Origin of the sequence: Streptomyces sp. NPDC093586, assembly GCF_044764905.1 — a bacterium.
Taxonomy (GTDB): domain Bacteria; phylum Actinomycetota; class Actinomycetes; order Streptomycetales; family Streptomycetaceae; genus Streptomyces.
The window spans coordinates 104159-122854 of sequence record NZ_JBIWJA010000022.1; the positions used below are offsets into that span (position 1 = coordinate 104159).

General features: G+C 74.1%; 14 protein-coding genes. 5 read left to right on the top strand and 9 right to left on the bottom strand.

What is annotated here, in order from left to right; translation table 11 throughout:
• Positions 1-36: 36 nt before the first annotated feature.
• The 3 genes from ACIRFH_RS22860 to ACIRFH_RS22870 are packed head-to-tail and all read right to left on the bottom strand — an operon-like array spanning position 37 to position 3091.
• The gene (locus tag ACIRFH_RS22860; RefSeq protein ID WP_403523724.1) at positions 37-1323 is read right to left on the bottom strand and encodes an ABC transporter substrate-binding protein; all 1287 of its coding nucleotides are present in this window, start codon (positions 1321-1323) and stop codon (positions 37-39) included.
• Positions 1323-2156: a carbohydrate ABC transporter permease gene (locus ACIRFH_RS22865; RefSeq protein ID WP_403523727.1), complete on the bottom strand. Its 834-nt coding sequence runs from the start codon at positions 2154-2156 to the stop codon at positions 1323-1325. Before ACIRFH_RS22865 ends, ACIRFH_RS22860 begins: the two co-directional genes overlap by 1 nt.
• Positions 2153-3091, bottom strand: a complete 939-nt coding sequence (locus ACIRFH_RS22870; RefSeq protein ID WP_403523730.1) for a carbohydrate ABC transporter permease — start codon at positions 3089-3091, stop codon at positions 2153-2155. Before ACIRFH_RS22870 ends, ACIRFH_RS22865 begins: the two co-directional genes overlap by 4 nt.
• A 278-nt stretch (positions 3092-3369) precedes the next feature.
• Here ACIRFH_RS22870 and ACIRFH_RS22875 point away from each other — a divergent pair, with 278 nt between their 5' ends.
• Entirely contained in the window at positions 3370-4233 is an 864-nt protein-coding gene (locus tag ACIRFH_RS22875) for a phosphotransferase enzyme family protein (protein WP_403523734.1), read from the top strand.
• 39 nt (positions 4234-4272) lie between these two features.
• Here the strand turns inward: ACIRFH_RS22875 and ACIRFH_RS22880 are convergent, their stop codons facing one another.
• Both ACIRFH_RS22880 and ACIRFH_RS22885 read right to left on the bottom strand, forming a co-directional pair.
• Positions 4273-4995, bottom strand: coding sequence for a 3'-5' exonuclease (locus tag ACIRFH_RS22880; RefSeq protein WP_403523737.1), 723 nt, complete (start codon positions 4993-4995; stop codon positions 4273-4275).
• A gap of 113 nt (positions 4996-5108) precedes the next feature.
• Positions 5109-6365 carry an SAV2148 family HEPN domain-containing protein gene (locus ACIRFH_RS22885; protein WP_403523740.1) on the bottom strand — a complete coding sequence of 419 codons (1257 nt, stop codon included), beginning with the start codon at positions 6363-6365 and terminating at the stop codon, positions 5109-5111.
• Between the two features lie 344 nt (positions 6366-6709).
• On the opposite strand from ACIRFH_RS22885, the gene glgX reads away from it, so the two are divergent.
• The gene (gene glgX / locus ACIRFH_RS22890) at positions 6710-8827 is read left to right on the top strand and encodes a glycogen debranching protein GlgX (protein WP_403523743.1); all 2118 of its coding nucleotides are present in this window, start codon (positions 6710-6712) and stop codon (positions 8825-8827) included.
• Between the two features lie 368 nt (positions 8828-9195).
• Positions 9196-11568 carry a malto-oligosyltrehalose synthase gene (gene treY, locus ACIRFH_RS22895; RefSeq protein WP_403523746.1) on the top strand — a complete coding sequence of 791 codons (2373 nt, stop codon included), beginning with the start codon at positions 9196-9198 and terminating at the stop codon, positions 11566-11568.
• A 31-nt stretch (positions 11569-11599) separates the two neighbouring features.
• Here treY and ACIRFH_RS22900 read toward each other — a convergent pair whose 3' ends face one another.
• Positions 11600-12535, bottom strand: a complete 936-nt coding sequence (locus ACIRFH_RS22900; RefSeq protein ID WP_403523748.1) for a LysR family transcriptional regulator — start codon at positions 12533-12535, stop codon at positions 11600-11602.
• Positions 12536-12654: 119 nt separating this feature from the next.
• Between ACIRFH_RS22900 and lpdA the strand changes: the two genes are divergently transcribed.
• Positions 12655-14058: a dihydrolipoyl dehydrogenase gene (lpdA, locus tag ACIRFH_RS22905; RefSeq protein ID WP_403523751.1), complete on the top strand. Its 1404-nt coding sequence runs from the start codon at positions 12655-12657 to the stop codon at positions 14056-14058.
• Between the two features lie 216 nt (positions 14059-14274).
• Here the strand turns inward: lpdA and ACIRFH_RS22910 are convergent, their stop codons facing one another.
• The 3 genes from ACIRFH_RS22910 to ACIRFH_RS22920 all read right to left on the bottom strand — a co-directional run bounded on the left by ACIRFH_RS22910 (position 14275) and on the right by ACIRFH_RS22920 (position 16769).
• Complete coding sequence (locus ACIRFH_RS22910) at positions 14275-14703, bottom strand: SSI family serine proteinase inhibitor (protein ID WP_403523754.1); 429 nt, start codon at positions 14701-14703, stop codon at positions 14275-14277.
• The gene (locus tag ACIRFH_RS22915; protein WP_403523757.1) at positions 14700-16025 is read right to left on the bottom strand and encodes a M14 family zinc carboxypeptidase; all 1326 of its coding nucleotides are present in this window, start codon (positions 16023-16025) and stop codon (positions 14700-14702) included. Before ACIRFH_RS22915 ends, ACIRFH_RS22910 begins: the two co-directional genes overlap by 4 nt.
• Before the next feature lie 192 nt (positions 16026-16217).
• Positions 16218-16769 carry an FHA domain-containing protein gene (locus ACIRFH_RS22920; RefSeq protein ID WP_403523760.1) on the bottom strand — a complete coding sequence of 184 codons (552 nt, stop codon included), beginning with the start codon at positions 16767-16769 and terminating at the stop codon, positions 16218-16220.
• Positions 16770-16943: 174 nt separating this feature from the next.
• On the opposite strand from ACIRFH_RS22920, the gene treZ reads away from it, so the two are divergent.
• Positions 16944-18689 carry a malto-oligosyltrehalose trehalohydrolase gene (treZ, locus tag ACIRFH_RS22925; protein WP_403523762.1) on the top strand — a complete coding sequence of 582 codons (1746 nt, stop codon included), beginning with the start codon at positions 16944-16946 and terminating at the stop codon, positions 18687-18689.
• Positions 18690-18696: the final 7 nt, after the last annotated feature.

The window sequence follows — 18696 nt, forward strand, 5'->3', positions numbered from 1 at the left end:
GAAACGTCTCGTACAACGTTTTTCCGGTGCGGGCCGTCAGCGCTGATAGCGGGCGAGCACCAGGTTGCCGTCCTCCTCCAGCCTCTCGCGCAACTCCTTCATGCCGATCGCCCCGCTGTAGTACTCCTGGAGCGCGGGGGTCGCCACCTTGTCCTTCCACTCGGCGTAGCCCCGGACGGACTGCGCGGGTGCCGGGCGCAGGTGGGCGGCGAGGGCGGCGCCGGTGGCCCAGCCGTTCTCGGGCGTGCGCAGGGCGGGGTCCTCCAGGGCCCGGGTGCCGGTGGGCAGCATCCAGTCGCCGAGGGCGAGGCGGACCATGTTGTCCGGCTGGAGGAGGAAGTCGACGAACGCGACGGCCTCCTTCTTGTGCGGGCTGTCCTCGGCGACGGACAGGGTCTGCGGGCTGACGCCCTGGGCGAGCCCGTCGGCGCCGGCCGGGGCGGGCAGCACCTGCCAGTCGAAGCCCTCGGGCGCCTGCTGTTCGATCTGCTGGCGGTAGGAGAAGCCGAGCGGCACCATCGCGTACTTGCCCGCGAAGAAGCCGGGCAGGGTGTCGGAGCCGCCGCTGCCCAGGGTGGACGCGGAGGCGCTGCGGTCGCGGCCGACCTGGTCGTGGATGGTGCGCGGCACCACCTGGTCGGCGTCCTCGAACCGGACGGTCACCTTGCCGTCCCCGTCGCGGTGGAACAGCCGTCCGCCGGTGGACAGCGACAGGTTGAGCGTGGCGGACACGGGCTCCTTGAGCGGCCAGGCCACCCCGTACCTCCCGTCGCCGCTCAGCCGCTTCGTCACCTGCCGGAACTCCGGCCAGGTCCAGGGGCGTTGGGGAGTGGGGAGGCGGACGCCCGCTCTCTCCAGCAGGGTGGTGTTGGCGATCAGGACGCGGGGTTCCTGGAGGAACGGCACGCCGTAGACGCCGTCGCCGAAGGTGACCGTCTCCCAGCTGTGCCGCGGGATGTCGTCCTTCAGCCGCTGGGGCAGCAGGCCGGTGAGGTCGGCGAGGTAGCCGCCGTGGGCGAAGTCCGCGAGGTCGTCGGAGGCGTCGTGGATGACGTCCGGCGCCTCGCCGCCCTCGAAGGAGGTGAGGAGCTGGTCGTGGACGCTGTCCCAGCTGCCCTGGACGTACTCGACGCGCACGTCGGGGTGGGTCCTGTTCCACTCCTCGACCAGCTCCTTGTTGGCCTTGACGGACTCGTCCTGCCAGGCCAGGGACTGGAAGCGCAGGGTGATCCGGCCGTCGTCGGCCTCGCCGCCCGTTCCGGTGCAGGCCGCGAGCAGCAGGGCGAGCGCGGCGAGCAGGGTGGTGAGGGTCCTGGTGCGCATCAGCTCTTCACCGCCCCGGCGAGCATGCCGCCCGTGATCCGCCGCTGGACGATCGCGAACACCACCAGCGAGGGCAGCGTCGCGAGGAAGGCCGCCGCCGCCAGCGGGCCGAGGTCGGCGACGCCCTCGGCGCCGATGAAGTGGGTGAGCACGACCGGCAGGGTCTGTTTCTCCGGTGTCTTCAGCAGCACCAGCGCGAAGAAGAACTCGTTCCACGCGGTGATGAACGCGAACAGCGCCGTCGCCACGATCCCCGGCGCGAGCAGCGGCGCGGTCACCGAGACGAGGGTGCGCAGCCGCCCGGCCCCGTCGACCGCCGCGGCCTCCTCCAGCTCGGCCGGCACGGCCCGGACGTACCCGGCGAGCATCCACAGCGCGAACGGCAGCGACCACACGACGTACACCATCACCAGCCCCGGCACGGAGTTGATCAGCCGCAGGTTCTTCAGGACCAGGAAGAGCGGGATGATCAGCAGGACGAAGGGGAAGGCCTGACTGACCACGACCCACCCGGTGGCCGCCTTGGCGAGCCGGCCGCGGCGCCGGGCCATGACATAGGCCATCGGGGTCGCGATCAGCACCGCGATCACCGCGGCGCCGAGGGCGGCCAGCAGGGAGTTGAGCGCGGCGTGCAGCAGCGGCTGCTCGTCGAAGGCCTGCCGGAAGTTGTCGAGGGTGGGGTTCTTCGGGATCCAGGTGGGGTGGAGACTCGCCAGCTCGCGCGGTGGTTTGAACGCGGTGGAGAGCAGCCACAGGAGCGGGAAGGCCAGGAAGACGAGATACGCGAGCAGCGCGGCGTACTGGCCGACGCGGGCCCCGGTCGAGGTCCTCACGCGTCGCCACCTCCCCTGAGCCGACCGACGAGGAAGACGGCCAGCAGGACCGAGACCACGGCGACCAGGACACAGCCCATCGCCGCCGCGTAGCCGAACTGCCCGTACCGGAAGGCCTCCTCGTAGGCGAAGAGCATGGGCAGCCGGGTCCGGCCACCGGGGCCGCCGTTGGTCAGCACGTAGACCAGGGCGAAGGAGTTGAGGTTCCAGATCAGGTTGAGCGCGGTGATGGCGAGCGCGACCGGCCTCAGGGCGGGCCAGGTGACCGTGCGGAAGCGGCGCCAGGCTCCGGCGCCGTCGACCGCGGCGGCCTCGTGCAGCTCGCGCGGGGTGTTCTGGAGCCCGGCGAGCAGCGCGACCGTGGTCTGCGGCATCCCGGCCCAGACGCCGACGACGATCACGGCGGGCAGGGCGGTGGCGAGGCCGCTGAGCCAGTCGCGGCCGTCGCCGAGGCCGAGGTCGCGCAGGGTCTCGTTGAGGATGCCCGCGTCCGGGTTGTAGACGAGCCGCCACATGATGCCGACGACGACCTCGGGCATCGCCCAGGGGATGATCGCCAGGGCGCGGGCCAGCCAGCGCAGCCGCAGGTCCTGGTTCAGCAGCAGGGCCAGGCCGAGCGCCAGCAGGAACTGCGGCACGGTCACGCCGACCGCCCACACCAGCCCGATGCCGAACGACTCCCAGAACAGCGTGTCGCGCAGCAGGTCCTGGAAGTTCAGGGTGCCGATCCACTGCGTGGGCTCGGTGCGGCCCGACTGGGCGTCGGTGAAGGCCAGCAGGACGCCGTAGATCAGTGGTCCGACGCTGAGCACCAGGATGGGGATCAGCGCGGGCAGCACCAGGAACCAGGCACCGTGGTCGGGGCCGCGCCGTGGCCGGTCCCTGCCCCCGGGCGCGCGGCGCGCCGGTCTCCTCACCTCGGTCACCGATGTCACGTGGTCAGCCCCTTCGCACGGCTCGGACGGGCTCGGTCATGGTCGTGAAGGCGCTGTGCCCCGTCAAGGGACCGCGCACACGCTCCCACCTGTGCGAATGCGACACTGGCCGTCGGATGGCGGGATCCCGTCGGTGGACGCGCACGGCGGACGCGTGCCGTACCCCGGCGGGGGCCCGGGCCGTCCCCGGCGACCGCACCGGCTCAGGCGCATCGGACCTGCCCGGGCGACGGCGGGGCGGCGACGACGGACCGGGACGGACACGGAGGCACGGAACGATGGACGAGGCACGGGCGCGGGAGGTGCTGGCCGCGGCGGAGGTGCTGCCCGGCCCGGCGCGGGAGGCGCGGCTGCTCGCCCTCGGCGAGAACGCGGTCTTCGCCGCCGGAGACCTGGTGGTGAAGGTGGGCCGCGACGCCGAACTCCTCGAGCGGGCGGGCCGGGAACTGGCCGTCGCGGTGTGGCTGGAGGAGGCCGGTGTGCCGGCGGTGCGGGCGGCCCGGCCGGACGCGCTGACGGTCGACGGGCATCCCGTGACCGTGTGGCACCGGCTGCCCGACGCGGTGCGGCCCACCGAGCCGCGGGACGTGGCCGCACTGCTGCGGCTCGTCCACGCGCTGCCCTCCCCCTCCTTCGGGCTGCCGCCCCGCGACCTGCTGGGCGGGGTGGAACGCTGGCTGCGGCTCGCCGGCGACGCGATCGACCCCGCGGACGCGGCGTACCTGCGTGAGCGCCGCGACGGCTTCGCGACGGCCGCCGCCGCGCTCACCCCCCATCTGCCGCCGGGCCCGATCCACGGCGACGCGCTCCCCCGCAATGTGCACGTCGGTCCCGACGGGCCGGTCCTGGTCGACCTGGAGACCTTCTCCGCCGACCTGCGCGAGCACGACCTGGTGGTGATGTCGCTCAGCCGGGACCGGTACGGGCTGCCCGCCGAGGCGTACGACGCGTTCGCCGCCACCTACGGCTGGGACGTGCGCGAGTGGGACGGCTGCGCGGTGCTGCGCGGGGCCCGCGAGACGGCCAGCTGTGCCTGGGTGGCCCAGCACGCGCCGGGCAACCCGAAGGCGCTGGCCGAGTTCGAACGCCGGGTGGCGTCGCTGCGGGACGGGGATCCGACGGTGCGCTGGTACCCGTTCTGACGGCGGCCCCGGCGGCCCCGGCGGTCCCGGCGGCCCGGGTCAGACCGGCTCGCCGGCCGATTCACGGACCGGCCACGTCCCGTCGACGACCGCCGTGGCGTCGCCCTTGCGGCGCAGGAAGCTCTGGAAGTCCGCCGCCCACTCGGCGTACCACTCGATCTGGCGGCGGTGCAGCTCCGCCGGGCCGAGGGCGGCGACCTCTGGGTGGCGGCCGGCTATCGCGGAGGCCAGCCGGGCCGCGGCGAGGGCGTCGGCCGAGGCGTCGTGGGCGTCGTCGAGCGGGACGCCGTACTCCCGGCAGACCGCTTCCAGGTTGCGCTTGCCGCGCCGGTAGCGCTCCACGGAGCGGTCGATGGTGTACGGGTCTATGACGGGCGCGGGGTCCAGGCCGCCCAGGCGCTCCCGCAGGGACGGCAGCCCGTGGCGCCGCAGTTCGGCGCTGAGCAGGGTGAGGTCGAAGGCCGCGTTGTAGGCGACGACCGGGACGCCCGCCTTCCAGTGGTCCGTGAGGACTTCGGCGACGGCGTCGGCGACCTGGTCGGCGGGGCGGCCCTCGGCGGCCGCGCGTTCGTTGCTGATGCCGTGCACGGCCACCGCGTCCGCCGGGATCTCCACGCCGGGGTCGGCCAGCCACTCGTGGCGGCCGAGCGGCTCCCCGTCCCTGACCTCGATCACGGCGCCGGTGACGATGCGCGCCTCGCGCGGATCGGTGCCCGTCGTCTCCAGGTCGAAGCCGATCAGCAGCTCCCGGTGCCAGCCCATGGGCGGTCCCCCTCCTCGGTGGTGCGTTCCCCCAGTGGTCTCCACCTTCGCACGGACCACTGACAATCGGAGGATCGCGTTCCGTTCGCGCCGGTGCCGGCGCCCGCCGACGCTCAGGACACCGGCCGCGAATCCGCCCACATCTGCTCGAACTCCTCACGGTAGGTGGGGAAGAGTCCGCCTTCGTCCGCCTGGTCCGCCTGGCCCGGCTTCACGACCCTGCCGCCGTTGCGCCCGTTGCGCAGGACGAGCACCGGCGCCTCCATCCCCCGCGTGCGGCGCAGGTAGGACTGCACGACCGCGATGCCGTCGGCGCCGTCCCCGTCCACGAGGTAGGCCGTGAAGCGGGGGGTCTCGTCGAAGACCTGGATCTCGAAGGCGCCCGGATCCCGCAGCCGGGAGCGCACCCGGCGCATGTGCAGGATGTTCGTCTCGACGGCGCGGCTCAGCTCGCCGCGCTTGATGCCCAGTTCGCGCTCGCGGCGCTTGATCGCGCTGGAGGCGGGGTTCAGGAACAGCAGCCGCACCCGGCTGCCGGACTCGGCCAGCCGCAGCAGGCGGCGGCCGGAGAAGTTCTGCACGAGCAGGTTGAGGCCGATGCCGAGGGCGTCCACGCGACGGGCCTGGCCGAAGATGTCCTCCGCCGGGAACTGGCGCAGCAGCCGGACCCGGTCCGAGTGCACGGCGACCACGTCGGCGTACCGGTCGCCGACCAGGTCCTCCACCGCGTCGACCGGGAGCCGGCGCGTGGACGGCAGGTCGCTGCCCGCGCCGAGGGCCTCCAGCAGCCGTGCCGAGGCCCGTTCGGCCTGGTTCAGGACCGCCTCGGACAGCGCCCGGTTGCGGGAGACGACGTTGCGGGTGACCTCCAGCTCGTCCAGGGCCAGTTCCACGTCGCGGCGTTCGTCGACGTAGGGCTCGAAGCAGGGCCAGTGCTGGACCATGAGCTCGCGCAGCTGCGGCAGCGTGAGGAAGCTGAGGACGTTGTCGTCGGCCGGGTCGAGGAGGTAGCCCTTGCGGCGGCTGACCTCGCGGACGGCGACGGCGCGCTGCACCCACTCCTGTCCGGCGGGCCCGGCCGCGGCGACCACCCAGTCGTCGCCGTGGACGGGTTCGTAGATCGGCCGCAGCACGGCGGCGACGACGGCGCGCAGCCGCTGTTCGACGAGGTTGAGCCATATGTAGGCCCGGCCGGCGCGCTGCGCGCGCGTGCGCACCTCGTGCCAGGCGTCGGCGTCCCAGTCCAGTTCCGGACCGATCGCGCCCGCGTTCATGGGCCGCGCCAGGGACACCGCACCGGGCGGGACGTCCGTGGAGGTCCCCTCGTGACCCTCGCCACCAGGGGGCAGCTCCAGCCCTCCCGAGCCCACCCGCGCACCGCCTTCCGCTCCCTGGGAGCACTCCCGGTCAGACCCCCGTCCAACGATCAAGGAAGGGTACTCCGCGAGTGGTGCGCGGTGCAGCCGGATGGGCACGCCGGTTTCCCCAACGGCCCTGGACCACGCGCCCGTTCCGGGTCCCCGGCCCGGGGCGAGTGAGCGGATTCATAGCGGTGACGTCGTACGGTGCGGGCAGGACGGCCGGGAACTCGCCGGAACGGATCGGCACGAGACGGGTAAGAGGCACGTGAGTGCTAGGTGGTCGCCTCACTTTCGGGGGAGACTCGGAGCCCAGGCGTCCGTACCGGCGCCGCACACCTGAAAGAGTCGTGTCCATGCAGGTCTGGCCTGGAGAGGCATATCCACTCGGTGCCACGTACGACGGCGCCGGTACGAACTTCGCGGTCTTCACGGAGGCCGCGGACCGAGTAGAGCTGTGTCTGCTGCACGACGACGGCTCGGAGACGGCGGTGGAGCTGCGGGAGAGCGACGCGTTCGTACGGCACGCGTACGTGCCGGGCGTGATGCCGGGACAGCGGTACGGCTACCGCGTCCACGGCCCCTACGCGCCGGAGCGCGGGCTGCGCTGCAACTCCGCGAAGCTGCTCCTCGATCCGTACGCGCGTGCGATCAGCGGCTCGATCCGGTGGGGGGAGGAGGTGTACGGCTACCACTTCGACGACCCCGACCGGCGCAACGACCTGGACTCGGCACCGCACACGATGTCGTCGGTCGTGGTCAACCCGTACTTCGACTGGGGCGACGACCGGCGCCCCCGGACGGAGTACCACCACACGGTGATCTACGAGGCCCACGTGAAGGGCCTCACCATGCGCCACCCGGGGCTTCCCGAGGAGCTGCGCGGCACCTACGCGGGCCTCGCGCACCCGGCGGTCATCGAGCACCTGACCGAACTGGGGGTGACGGCACTGGAGCTGATGCCCGTGCACCAGTTCGTCAACGACCACCGCCTGGTCGACCTGGGGCTGAACAACTACTGGGGCTACAACACGATCGGCTTCTTCGCCCCGCACAACGCGTACGCCTCCTGGGGCGACCGCGGCCAGCAGGTGCTGGAGTTCAAGTCGGCGGTGAAGGCGCTGCACGAGGCGGGCATCGAGGTCATCCTCGACGTGGTCTACAACCACACCGCCGAGGGCAACCACCTGGGCCCGACGCTGTCCTTCAAGGGCATCGACAACCCGTCGTACTACCGGCTGACCGACGACCCCCGGTACTACATGGACACCACGGGCACGGGGAACTCCCTGCTCATGCGGTCCCCGCACGTCCTGCAGATGATCATGGATTCGCTGCGGTACTGGGTCACCGAGATGCACGTCGACGGGTTCCGCTTCGACCTCGCGGCGACCCTGGCCCGGCAGTTCCACGAGGTGGACCGGCTGTCGTCGTTCTTCGACCTGGTGCAGCAGGACCCGGTGGTCTCGCAGGTGAAGCTGATCGCCGAACCGTGGGACGTGGGCGAGGGCGGCTACCAGGTGGGCAACTTCCCCCCGCTGTGGACCGAGTGGAACGGCAAGTACCGGGACACGGTGCGGGACCTGTGGCGCGGTGAGCAGCGCACCCTGGCGGAGTTCGCGTCCCGCCTGACCGGCTCGTCCGACCTCTACCAGGACGACGGCCGCCGCCCGCTGGCCTCCATCAACTTCGTCACCTGCCACGACGGCTTCACCCTGCACGACCTGGTCTCCTACAACGACAAGCACAACGAGGCCAACGGCGAGGACAACCGGGACGGCGAGAGCCACAACCGGTCCTGGAACTGCGGCGCCGAGGGCGACACCGACGACCCGGCGGTGCGGGAGCTGCGGGCGCGGCAGATGCGCAACTTCACCGCCACGCTGCTGCTCTCCCAGGGCGTGCCGATGATCAGCCACGGCGACGAGTTCGCCCGCACCCAGCGGGGCAACAACAACGCCTACTGCCAGGACAACGAGCTGGCGTGGGTGGCCTGGCCCGAGGGCGAGGACGCCGACACCACGCTGCTGGACTTCACGCGCGCGATGGTGTGGCTCCGCCGGGACCACCCGGTCTTCCGCAGACGGCGCTTCTTCCACGGCCGGCCCGTGGAGGGCACCCACGACGAGCTGTCGGACATCGCCTGGTTCACCCCGGAGGGCGCGGAGATGACCCAGCGGGACTGGACCTCGGCGCGGGCGTCGGCGCTGACGGTGTTCCTCAACGGCAACGCGATCTCCGAGCCGGGCCCGCGCGGGGAGCGCATCTCCGACGACTCGTTCCTGCTGATGTTCAACGCCTCGCCGAAGACGCTGGACTTCGTGGTTCCCGTCGACCACGGCCGGCAGTGGGAGGTGGTGGTCGACACCGCCCGCGCCGAGGGCACACCTCCCCCGTCCGGGACGAAGGTGCAGGCCGGAGACCGGCTGTCGCTGGTGGACCGCAGCCTGACCGTGCTGCAGCGGCCCGTCTAGTGCCGCGGCAGGCGACGTTCGCCCGGTGAGGAGCGGAGTCCGGTGCGTGCTCCGGGGGCCCCGGCCGGAGGCTGGGGGAGTGCCGGCCGGAAGCCCTCGCACTGGATGTACTCGGGCTGGACGTACTCGGGCTTCCGGCCGGTGCGGCGAGTGGGGCACCCCTCCGGGGGAGCGTGCCGGGCGTCCCGACGGGGCGAACACCGCCTGTTGCGACACTAGGAAGCGGTACGGGCGTGTGCGGGCGCGTACCTTCCCGGTGCGCGCCCTTCGCCCGTCCGGGGCCGGCGTCTCTCACCCGTCCGGGGGACCCCTCGTCCGTGCCGGGCCCCGATGACACGAAAGGCCGCGGGGCGGGTACGTAGGTTTCCATGACGCCTGAGCGACCCGGCCCGGTGCCCGCGGCCCCCGCAGCCCCCTCCCCACTCCTCGCCACGTACCGGCTGCAGCTGCAGCCCGCGTTCCCGTTCGCGGCCGCGGCGGCGGCCGTGCCGTACCTGGCCTCGCTCGGTGTGAGCCATCTGCACCTGTCCCCCGTGCTGGAGGCGGTCCCGGGCTCGCTGCACGGCTACGACGTGGTGGACCCCGAGCGGGTGCGCGGGGAACTGGGCGGCGAGGAGGGACTGCGGGCCCTGGCGGCCACCGCGCGGGAGCACGGTCTCGGCCTGGTGGTCGACATCGTGCCGAACCACATGGCGATGTCCCCCCGGCACAACCGCGCCCTGTGGGAGGTGCTGCGGGAGGGGCCGAAGTCGCCGTACGCGCGGTGGTTCGACATCGACTGGGAGGCGCAGGGGGGCCAGATGCTGCTGCCCGTGCTCGGCGCCCCCGTCGGCGAGGTGCTGGCCGAGCTCCGCGTCGACGGCGACGTGCTGCGCTACCACGACCACGTCTTCCCGCTCCGGGAGGGCACCGGGGACCTGCCGCTGCCGCAGCTGCTGGACGCGCAGTGGTACCGGCCGGTGTGGTGGCGGCTGGCCCGCACCGAGCTGAACTACCGGCGCTTCTTCAGCATCTCCGAGCTGATCGGGGTGCGGGTGGAGGACCCGGAGGTGTTCGAGGCCACGCACGCCACGATCCTGCGGCTGTTGCGCGAGGGCGTGATCGACGGGCTGCGCGTCGACCACCCCGACGGCCTCGCCGACCCCGACGCCTACCTGCGGCGGCTGCACGAGGCGAGCGGCGGCCGGTGGACGGTCGTGGAGAAGATCCTCGCGGACGGGGAGCGGCTGCCCGCGGCCTGGCCCGTCGCGGGCACGACCGGCTACGACGCTCTGCGGCACGTCGACGGGCTCTTCACCGATCCGGACGGGTACGGGGAACTCCTCGCCCGGTACCGGGAGTTCGCCGCACCGGAGCCGGACCGGGGCGGCGACTGGGCGGCGACGGCGCGGCGGGCGGCGTACGAGGTGCTCGCGCACGAGCTGGCGACCGAGACGGACCGGCTGACCCGGGTGGCGCACCGGCTGTGCGTCGCCTCGCCGGACGCAGCGCTGCGCGACCGGGCGCCGTGGGCGCTGCGCACGGCGCTGCGGGAGCTGCTGGTCCGGCTGGAGGTGTACCGGCCCTACGCGTCGGTGGACGCGGCGGCGGTCGTCACCGAGGAGGCGGCGGCCGAGGCGCGGCGCGCGTTCACGGTGCCGGAGGAGGCCGGTGCGGTGGACGTGGTGCGGGACCTGGTGCTGGGACGGTTCGGCGACGGGCCGGACCAGGTGGAGTTCCGGACGCGGTTCGCCCAGACGGCGTCGGCGCTGCGCGCCAAGTCGGTCGAGGACACGGCGTTCTACCGCTACGTGCCGCTGCTGTCGGCGACCGAGGTGGGCGGGAACCCGGGCGGTCCGGCCCTGTCGCCGCAGGAGTTCCACGCGTACTGCGCGCGCGTGCAGCGCGACTGGCCCGGGACCGGCACGGTCGTGTCGACCCACGACACCAAGCGCAGCGCCGACGTGCGCGCCGCGCTGGCGGTGCTCACCGAGTGCCCGCAGCGCTGGGCGGAGGTCCTCGCGGAGGTCGCCGGCGCCGGCGAGGAGGCGCCGGACGCGCAGCTGGCGTGGGCGGCCTGGCAGACGGTGTTCGGGCTGGGGCCGGCGGACGGGGAGCGCGTGCGGGAGGCGCTGCTGAAGCACGTGCGCGAGGCGAAGGTCCACACCAGCTGGACCGAGCGGGACCCGGCGTACGAGGAGGCGGTGGCCCGGTTCACGGCGAAGGCGCCGTGCGGCCCGCCCGGCGAGCGGGTGGCCGCCTTCCGGGCCGCTCTGGAGCCCCACATCCGGGCCAACGTCCTCGGCACGGCCCTGGTCCACCTCACGATGCCGGGCGTGCCGGACCTCTACCAGGGCACCGAGGGCGAGTACCGGGCACTGGTGGACCCCGACAACCGGCGTCCCGTGGACTTCCCGCCCGCCGGCGCCGGAGAGAAGGAGGCGGTGACCCGGGCGGCGCTGGCGGTGCGGGCACGGCGGCCCGGCGCGTTCGGCGGCACGGCGACGTACGAGGCGCTGCCCGCCGACGGCCCCGCGGCGGCGCACTGCGTGGCGTTCGTCCGCTCCGGCGAGGTCCTGACGGCCGTGACCCGGCTGTCCCTGCGACTGGCCGAGTCGGGCGGCTGGCGCGGGACGACGCTCGCGCTGCCGCCGGGCCGCTGGACCGACGCGCTGGCGACCGGCCGGGAGTTCGAGGGCCACGCGCGCGTGGCGGGCCTGTTCGCGGATCTGCCGGTGGCGCTGCTGGAGCGGGTCGGCTGACAGGGCGTGACGCGACGGGGGCGCCCGGGACTCAGCCCGCCACGCCCACGGTGCCGCAGGCGTCGGCCGGTCGCGCGGGGACGCCCGGGGCCGGCCACGCCGTGCGGAGCAGGTCGACGAATGCCTCGGCGGCACCGGTCGGGGGCACGCGGGTGAAGACCGTCAGCGGTCGCCGCCACGGCGGGTCGGGGGTCAGGACCGCGCAGTCCTCGCCGACCGCCCCGCCGACGATGTACGAGGGCGCCGTGCACACCCCGACGCCGGCGGCGGCCATCCGTACGGCCGTCGACGTGTGCTCCGTGTAGACGGCGGTGCGCGGCCGGAACCCGGCCCGTCCGCAGACCCAGTCGAGGAAGCGCTCGCCCTCGACGAGGGGTTCCATGGCGCACCGCACCCAGGGCCGGTCCGCGAGCTCCGGCAGCGTCACCGTCGTACGGCCCGCGAACCGGTCGTCGAAGGGCACCACCAGGACGATCTCCTCCTCGCCGACCGGCACGACGGTGCCGGGCCAGTCGCGGGGCGCCGGGCCGACGGCGAGGTCCGCGGTGCCGCGCTCGACCTCCTCCTCCAGCGCCTCGGTCGTCGCGTACTCGTGCAGGTGCAGCAGGACCCCGGGGTGCGCGGCGCGCCAGCGGGCGAAGACGTCGGGCAGGATGCCGACGGAGACCGAGTGCACGGCGGCGATGTGCAGTTCCCCACCCTCGGCCCCGGCGGCGGCGCGGGCCGCGCGGCGGGCCTGGGCGGCGCTGCGGACGGCGAGTTCGGCGTGCGGCCGGAAGGCGCGGCCCATCGGCGTCAGGCGCACCCCGCGCGGCATGCGTTCCAGCAGGGCGCCGCCGACCGACCTCTCCAGGGCCTTGATCTGGTGCGAGAGCGCGGACTGCGTGACGTGCAGGGTCTCGGCCGCCCGGGTGAACGACGCCTCGTCGACGACGGCCATGAAGTACTCCATCTGACGCAGACTCATCTCCGCCCCTCCCTGGGCCCGGTCCCGTTCTCCGCCCCGCGCCGTCATGAACGTCCTGCATCGAACCCACAAGAACATTGCCTTGGACTCATGGCAAGGGCCGGGTGGAGGCTGGGGTCATGAACACACACGACGTGATCGTCATCGGCGGCGGCACCGGCGGCTACAGCACCGCGCTGCGTGCCGCGGCCCTGGGTCTCGACGTCGCCCTGGTCGAGCGCGACAAGGTGGGCGGGACGTGCCTGCACCGCGGCTGCATCCCGAGCAAGGCGATGCTGCACGCCGCCGAACTGGTGGACGGTGTCGCCGAGGCGCGTGAGCGCTGGGGGGTGAAGGCGAGCCTGGACGGTGTCGACTGGCCCGCTCTCGTCGCCACCCGCGACGACATCGTGGCGCGCAACCACCGGGGGGTCCAGGCGCATCTCGCGCACGCGGGCGTGACGGTGGTGCGGGGCAGCGCGCGGCTCACGGGACCGCGCTCCGTACGCGTGGACGGCGGCCCCGGCCTCACCGCACGCCGGGGGATCGTGCTGGCCACCGGTTCACGCCCGCGCACGCTGCCGGGGCTCGACCCGGACGGGCGGCGCGTGGTGACGAGCGACGACGCGCTCTTCGCGCCCGGACTGCCGGCGTCCGTCCTGGTCCTGGGCGGCGGCGCGATCGGCGTCGAGTACGCCTCGTTCCATCGCTCGATGGGCGCCGAGGTCACCCTGGTGGAGGCCGCGGACCGGATCGTGCCGCTGGAGGACGCGGATGTGAGCCGTCATCTGACGCGGGGTCTGAAGAAGCGCGGCGTCGACGTGCGGACGGGTGCGCGGCTGCTGGACGCCGAGGTGCTGGCCGACGGCGTCCGCGCGCGGGTGCGCACGGCGCGGGGCGAGACCCTCACGGTCGGGGCCGAGCGGCTGCTGGTGGCCGTCGGGCGGGCGCCGGTCACCGACGGGCTCGACCTGGGCGCGGCGGGCCTCGGCACCGACGAGCGCGGTTTCGTCGTACCGGCGAACTGGGACCGGCTGGAGACGGCCGTGCCCGGCGTCCACGTCGTGGGCGACCTGCTGCCGCCGCCGTCGCCCGGGCTGGCCCACGCGTCCTTCGCGGAGGGCCTGCTGGTGGCCGAGACGCTGGCGGGCGTGCCGTCCGCGCCCGTCGACTACGCGGCCGTGCCCCGGGTGACGTACTCGGCGCCGCAGACCGCCGCCGTGGGGCTGAGCGAGGCGGAGGCGCGCGCCCGCGGGCACGAGCCGGCCGTCAACGTGATGCCGCTGACGGCCGTGGCCAAGGGGATGGTGCACGGGCAGGGCGGGATGGTGAAGGTCGTCGCCGAGGCCGGGGGCGGCCGGGTGCTCGGGGTGCACCTGGTGGGACCGCACGTGTCGGAGATGATCGCCGAGAGCCAGCTGATCGTCGGCTGGGACGCCGAGCCCGCCGACGTGGCCCGGCACGTCCACGCCCACCCGACCCTGTCGGAGGCGGTCGGCGAGGCGTTCCTGACCCTGGCGGGCCGCGGGCTGCACCAGCAGTGAGGGCGGGGCGCGCCGGCGGACGCGCTCGCCCGCACCGCGGTGACGGCGAGCGCACCCACCGCCACCGCGACGAGCGCAAACGCGCCCTCCCGCGTCGCGATGGCGGCGAACACACCCATCCGCAGGGCCCCGAGCCGCCGGTCCCGCGCCGCGGTGACGGCGAACGCGTCCGCTCGCGCCGGCAGTGCGGGCGCCCCGGTCACCGGCCCGCCCGGCTCACCTCCGCGCCTCGTCCAGGGCGAACACCGCCCCCGTCCGCGCCGTCATGACGCAGGTGCTGGGGAAGGTCTGCGTGTACTCCACGGCCCGTCCCCGCCACTTCCCGTGGGCCTGCGCGGTCACCGGTGCGTAGACCATCGGGCAGTACGTGTCCCGCAGCGGGATGCGGCCGAGGTCCCCGTCCGCCGCGGCCAGCTCCGCGCACGCCTCGGCCGCGCGGGCGTGACCCCGGGGCGGGTCGCATCGGAGCATGGCGCGGCGGGTGACGCCGGTGGAGGTGTCGCCCCGGACGACCGTGATCCGGAGCCAGTCGTTCGCGGGCTCCGGCGGCGCGGCCGCCCGTGCGGGGGCCGTACCGGCGGCGAGGAGGGCGGCGGTCAGGAGGAGGCCCGTCCGGGCGGCCGCGGCCGTGATGATGTGGGTCATTCCCGGTGCATCGGCACGGCGGGCTCGGAGCCCCAGTCCGGCTCACCCGAACGGGAGGCCCCGGTCGTGCGCCGTCCGGCCAGTTCGAACGCGGCGAGCACGACGCGGCTCTGGTACTCCACCTGGCGTGCGACCGGTATCCAGCGGGCCGCGCAGCCGTCGCGGTAGTCGGCGCACCACTCGTCGACGAGCCGGTCCAGCTCCGGCAGCACACCTGCCGGATCGTTTCCGCTGCGGGTCACCAGCTGGTGCAGCAGGCCCGCCGTGCGCAGGGCGAGGCGCCGGCCGGCGATGCGCAGGGCGACCAGGTGGGCGGTGTTCATGGGCGGCAGGGGGCGGCCCGTTCCGTCGTCGGTGTCGGGGTCCCACGCGTCGGCGAGTCGGGGGCAGACCAGCAGGTAGTCGTCGACCGGCGCGAGCAGGCGGGGTGCGTCCGGCGCACCCGCGACGTGAGGCCGGAGCCGGGCGAGGAGCCGGCGCAGCCGGCGGGTGTCGTGGCGCAGGATGCGGCTCACGGAGCGCAGCACCGCGTCCCGGTCGGCCGGGGACGAGTCGTCGGCGACGGCCGCCACGCCCCACATGGGCGCCTCGACGACCGCGGTGACCGTGCCGTACCGCCGCGGGTGGCACCAGGTCGAGTCGACGGCGGCCTCGGTGATGGCCTGGGTGAGGTCGCCGCGGCGGGGCGGCGGTATCCGGTAGAGGGCGGGGCCGAGACCGGGCCAGTACAGGGTGTCGTAGGCGCCGAGTTCGCGGGGGATGCCGAGGCGGGCCGCGGTGTGGGCCATGCGCTGGGCGAGACCCGGCAGCTCGTGGGTCACTTCGGCGAAGCCGCCGCCGACGTCGACGCCGTGCAGGGAGCAGTGCAGGAAGGGCCGCAGTTCGTCCTGGAGGGCGAGCAGGGCGCGGGTCTCCGGCAGCGAGGCGCGGTCGGGGCCCTCGGGCAGCCACTCGGGCTGTTCCAGGAAGCCGGGCCGGAAGAAGTTCCGGGCGTAGCGGCCGAGGGTGTAGGGGCCGGACAGCCAGCCCTCGTTGCGGCGCAGGCCGTCGGGGTCGGCGCACAGCAGCAGGTTCCAGGTGGCGTCGGCGCCCTCGGTGAGCCGCGGGTCGGCCAGGGCCCGCTCGGCCAGCCGCAGCACGGTGGCGCCGCCCACGGGCTCGTTGGCGTGCGGCCCGGCGACGACGAGCGCCTGACGGGTGCCGTGGCCGACGGAGAGCAGCAGCAGGGGGGTGCCGGCGCGGGAGGTGCCCACGCGGCGCAGCCGCGCGCCGCGGGGGTGGCGGTCGACGAGTGCGGCGGCCCGGGCGCCCAGCTCGTCCACGGTCGGGTAGCGCAGGAGGGGCGACAGGGCACACCTCCACGATGGGAGCCGTCGGTTCACCTGGTGTGCGCGGTGTAACGCACAGTCAGTCACGACTTCAGGGGTACGTCAACACCAGGAGAAGCAAAGGGCGTCGGCTCCGCCCGAGACCCTGCGACACGGGGTGAGGACCAGGCCGGAGCTGTGCGCGGGTCAGTCCACGGCGAGGCGGAACGCCATCTGCCCGAAGCCGATCTGGTCGCCCTCGCGGACCACGGCCGCGCCGATGACCCGCCGTCCGTTGACCGTGGTCCCGTTGGTCGAGCCGAGGTCGCGCAGCACCCACACGCCGCCCTGGCGGACGAGTTCGGCGTGCACGCGGGAGACCGTCTCGTGGGTCAGCCGCAGCCCGTTCGCCGGATCGCGTCCTATGCGCAGCGGACGGCCGGTGCCGGGGTGCGGCAGCAGCAGCTTGGGCAGCCGCTCGGCCTGCCAGGCCCGGCGCAGCCGGACGCCGAAGCCGGACACCGCCTCGACGGTGCCGAACACCAGGCGCGAGACCCTGCTCTCCGTGGGCAGATCGGCGGTGAGCGCGGCGAGTTCGTGGGAGTGGTGGGCGGCCAGTGCCAGTTCCATGCGGCGCACGAAGGTGTCGTGCGACAGGCGGCCCAGGGCGACGCCGTCCCGGAGCACCTTCAACGCCTTGTCGCGCTCCGCGTCGGACAACCGCGCGGGGTATGTGTGGAACTCGAAGGACGACGTCACGCAGGTGATTGTCGGTCAGCCGGGGCGGGGTGTCCAGAAATCCGGGAAACGGCCACCGCGCGGGCGCCGGTCCACGACACCCGCCGCGAACGGCGGCGTTCACCGGCGGATTGATCGATTTTGCAGGACGATGGACGGGCTACGTCACGGTGAGCAGACGAAGGGGAACCGTCCGTGCAGTTCGAGGTGTGGGCACCGCAGGCCGACCGCGTGACACTGACGTGCGACGGCGTCACGCACGCGATGGAGCGCGATCCGGAGCGGCGGGGGTGGTGGTGCGGCCGGGCCGAGGCGCGGGAGGGCTCGCGCTACGGCTTCGCGGTGGACGACGGACCGGTGCGGCCCGACCCGCGCTCACGGCGTCAGCCGGACGGCCCGGACGGGCTGAGCGCGGTCGTCGACCACGGGCGCTACGAGTGGCGCACCGAACGGGCCGGGCACCCGCTGCCCGGCGCGGTGCTGTACGAGCTGCACGTGGGCACGTACACGCGCGAGGGCACGCTCGACGCCGCCGCCGAGCGGCTCGACCATCTGGCGGAACTGGGCGTCACCCACGTCGAGTTGATGCCACTGTGCCCCTTCCCGGGCCGGCACGGCTGGGGGTACGAGGGCGTGTCGCTGTGGGCGGTGCACGAACCGTACGGCGGGCCCGACGCGCTGAAGCGGTTCGTCGACCGGGCCCACGGACTCGGCCTGGGCGTCGTCCTGGACGTGGTGCACAACCACCTGGGACCGTCCGGCAACTACCTGCCCGTCTTCGGCCCGTACTTCACGGACACCCACCACACGCCCTGGGGCGCCGCGATCAACCTGGACGCGCCCGGCTCCGACGAGGTGCGGGCGTATCTGGTGGACAGCGCGCTGGCGTGGCTGCGCGACTACCGGATCGACGGGCTGCGCCTGGACGCGGTGCACGCCCTGGCCGACACGCGCGCGTGCCACTTCCTGGAGCAGCTGTCGACGGCCGTGGACGACCTGGCCGCCGATCTGGGGCAGCCGCTGTTCCTGATCGCCGAGTCCGACCTGAACGACCCGCGGATCATCACCCCGCGCGCCGAGGGCGGCCTGGGGGTGCACGCGCAGTGGAACGACGACTTCCACCACGCCCTGCACACCGCACTGACCGGTGAGTCCCAGGGCTACTACGCCGACTTCGCGCGCGATCCGCTGGCGGCGCTGGCCAAGACGCTGACGCGGGGCTGGTTCCACGACGGCACCTGGTCCAGCTTCCGGGGCCGCGGTCACGGCCGGCCCCTGGACCGGCAGCGTACGGCGGCGCACCGGCTGACCGGCTACAGCCAGACCCACGACCAGGTCGGCAACCGTGCCCGCGGGGACCGGCTGGCGTCCCTGGTCTCCCCCGGCCTCGCGGCCTGCGCGGCCACCCTGACGCTGACGGCGCCGTTCACGCCGATGCTGTTCATGGGCGAGGAGTGGGCGGCGGGCACGCCCTGGCAGTTCTTCACCGACCACACCGACCCGGAGCTCGCGGAGGCCGTACGGCGCGGCAGGCGGCGGGAGTTCGCCGCGCACGGCTGGAAGGAGGAGGACGTCCCCGACCCGCAGGACCCGGCGACGCGGGACCGCTCCTGCCTCGACTGGTCCGAGCCCGGACGCGAACCGCACGCGCGCGTGCTGGCCTGGTACCGCCGGCTGATCGCCCTGCGGCACGAGCAGCCGGACCTGACCGACCCCGACCTCGGCGACACCAGGGTGGCCTACGACCGCGAGGCGCGGTGGCTGGCCTTCCGGCGCGGCGACATCCGGGTGGCCGTCAACCTGGGCACCGAACCGGCGGCGATCCCGCTGGGCTCCCGTCCCGCACGGGTGCTCGCGGCGTGGGAGCCGGTGCAGGGGCCGGGCGCGGACGGGGTGCTGCGTGTGCCGGGCGAGTCGAGCGTGGTGCTCGTACAGGAGTGACGGGATC

Coding starts and splice junctions, on each gene's coding strand:
- glgX (WP_403523743.1), top strand. CDS start 6,710: ATGCAGGTCTGGCCTGGAGAGGCATATCCACTCGGTGCCACGTACGAC.
- ACIRFH_RS22860 (WP_403523724.1), bottom strand. CDS start 1,323: ATGCGCACCAGGACCCTCACCACCCTGCTCGCCGCGCTCGCCCTGCTG.
- ACIRFH_RS22910 (WP_403523754.1), bottom strand. CDS start 14,703: ATGACCCACATCATCACGGCCGCGGCCGCCCGGACGGGCCTCCTCCTG.
- treY (WP_403523746.1), top strand. CDS start 9,196: ATGACGCCTGAGCGACCCGGCCCGGTGCCCGCGGCCCCCGCAGCCCCC.
- lpdA (WP_403523751.1), top strand. CDS start 12,655: ATGAACACACACGACGTGATCGTCATCGGCGGCGGCACCGGCGGCTAC.
- ACIRFH_RS22875 (WP_403523734.1), top strand. CDS start 3,370: ATGGACGAGGCACGGGCGCGGGAGGTGCTGGCCGCGGCGGAGGTGCTG.
- ACIRFH_RS22880 (WP_403523737.1), bottom strand. CDS start 4,995: ATGGGCTGGCACCGGGAGCTGCTGATCGGCTTCGACCTGGAGACGACG.
- ACIRFH_RS22900 (WP_403523748.1), bottom strand. CDS start 12,535: ATGAGTCTGCGTCAGATGGAGTACTTCATGGCCGTCGTCGACGAGGCG.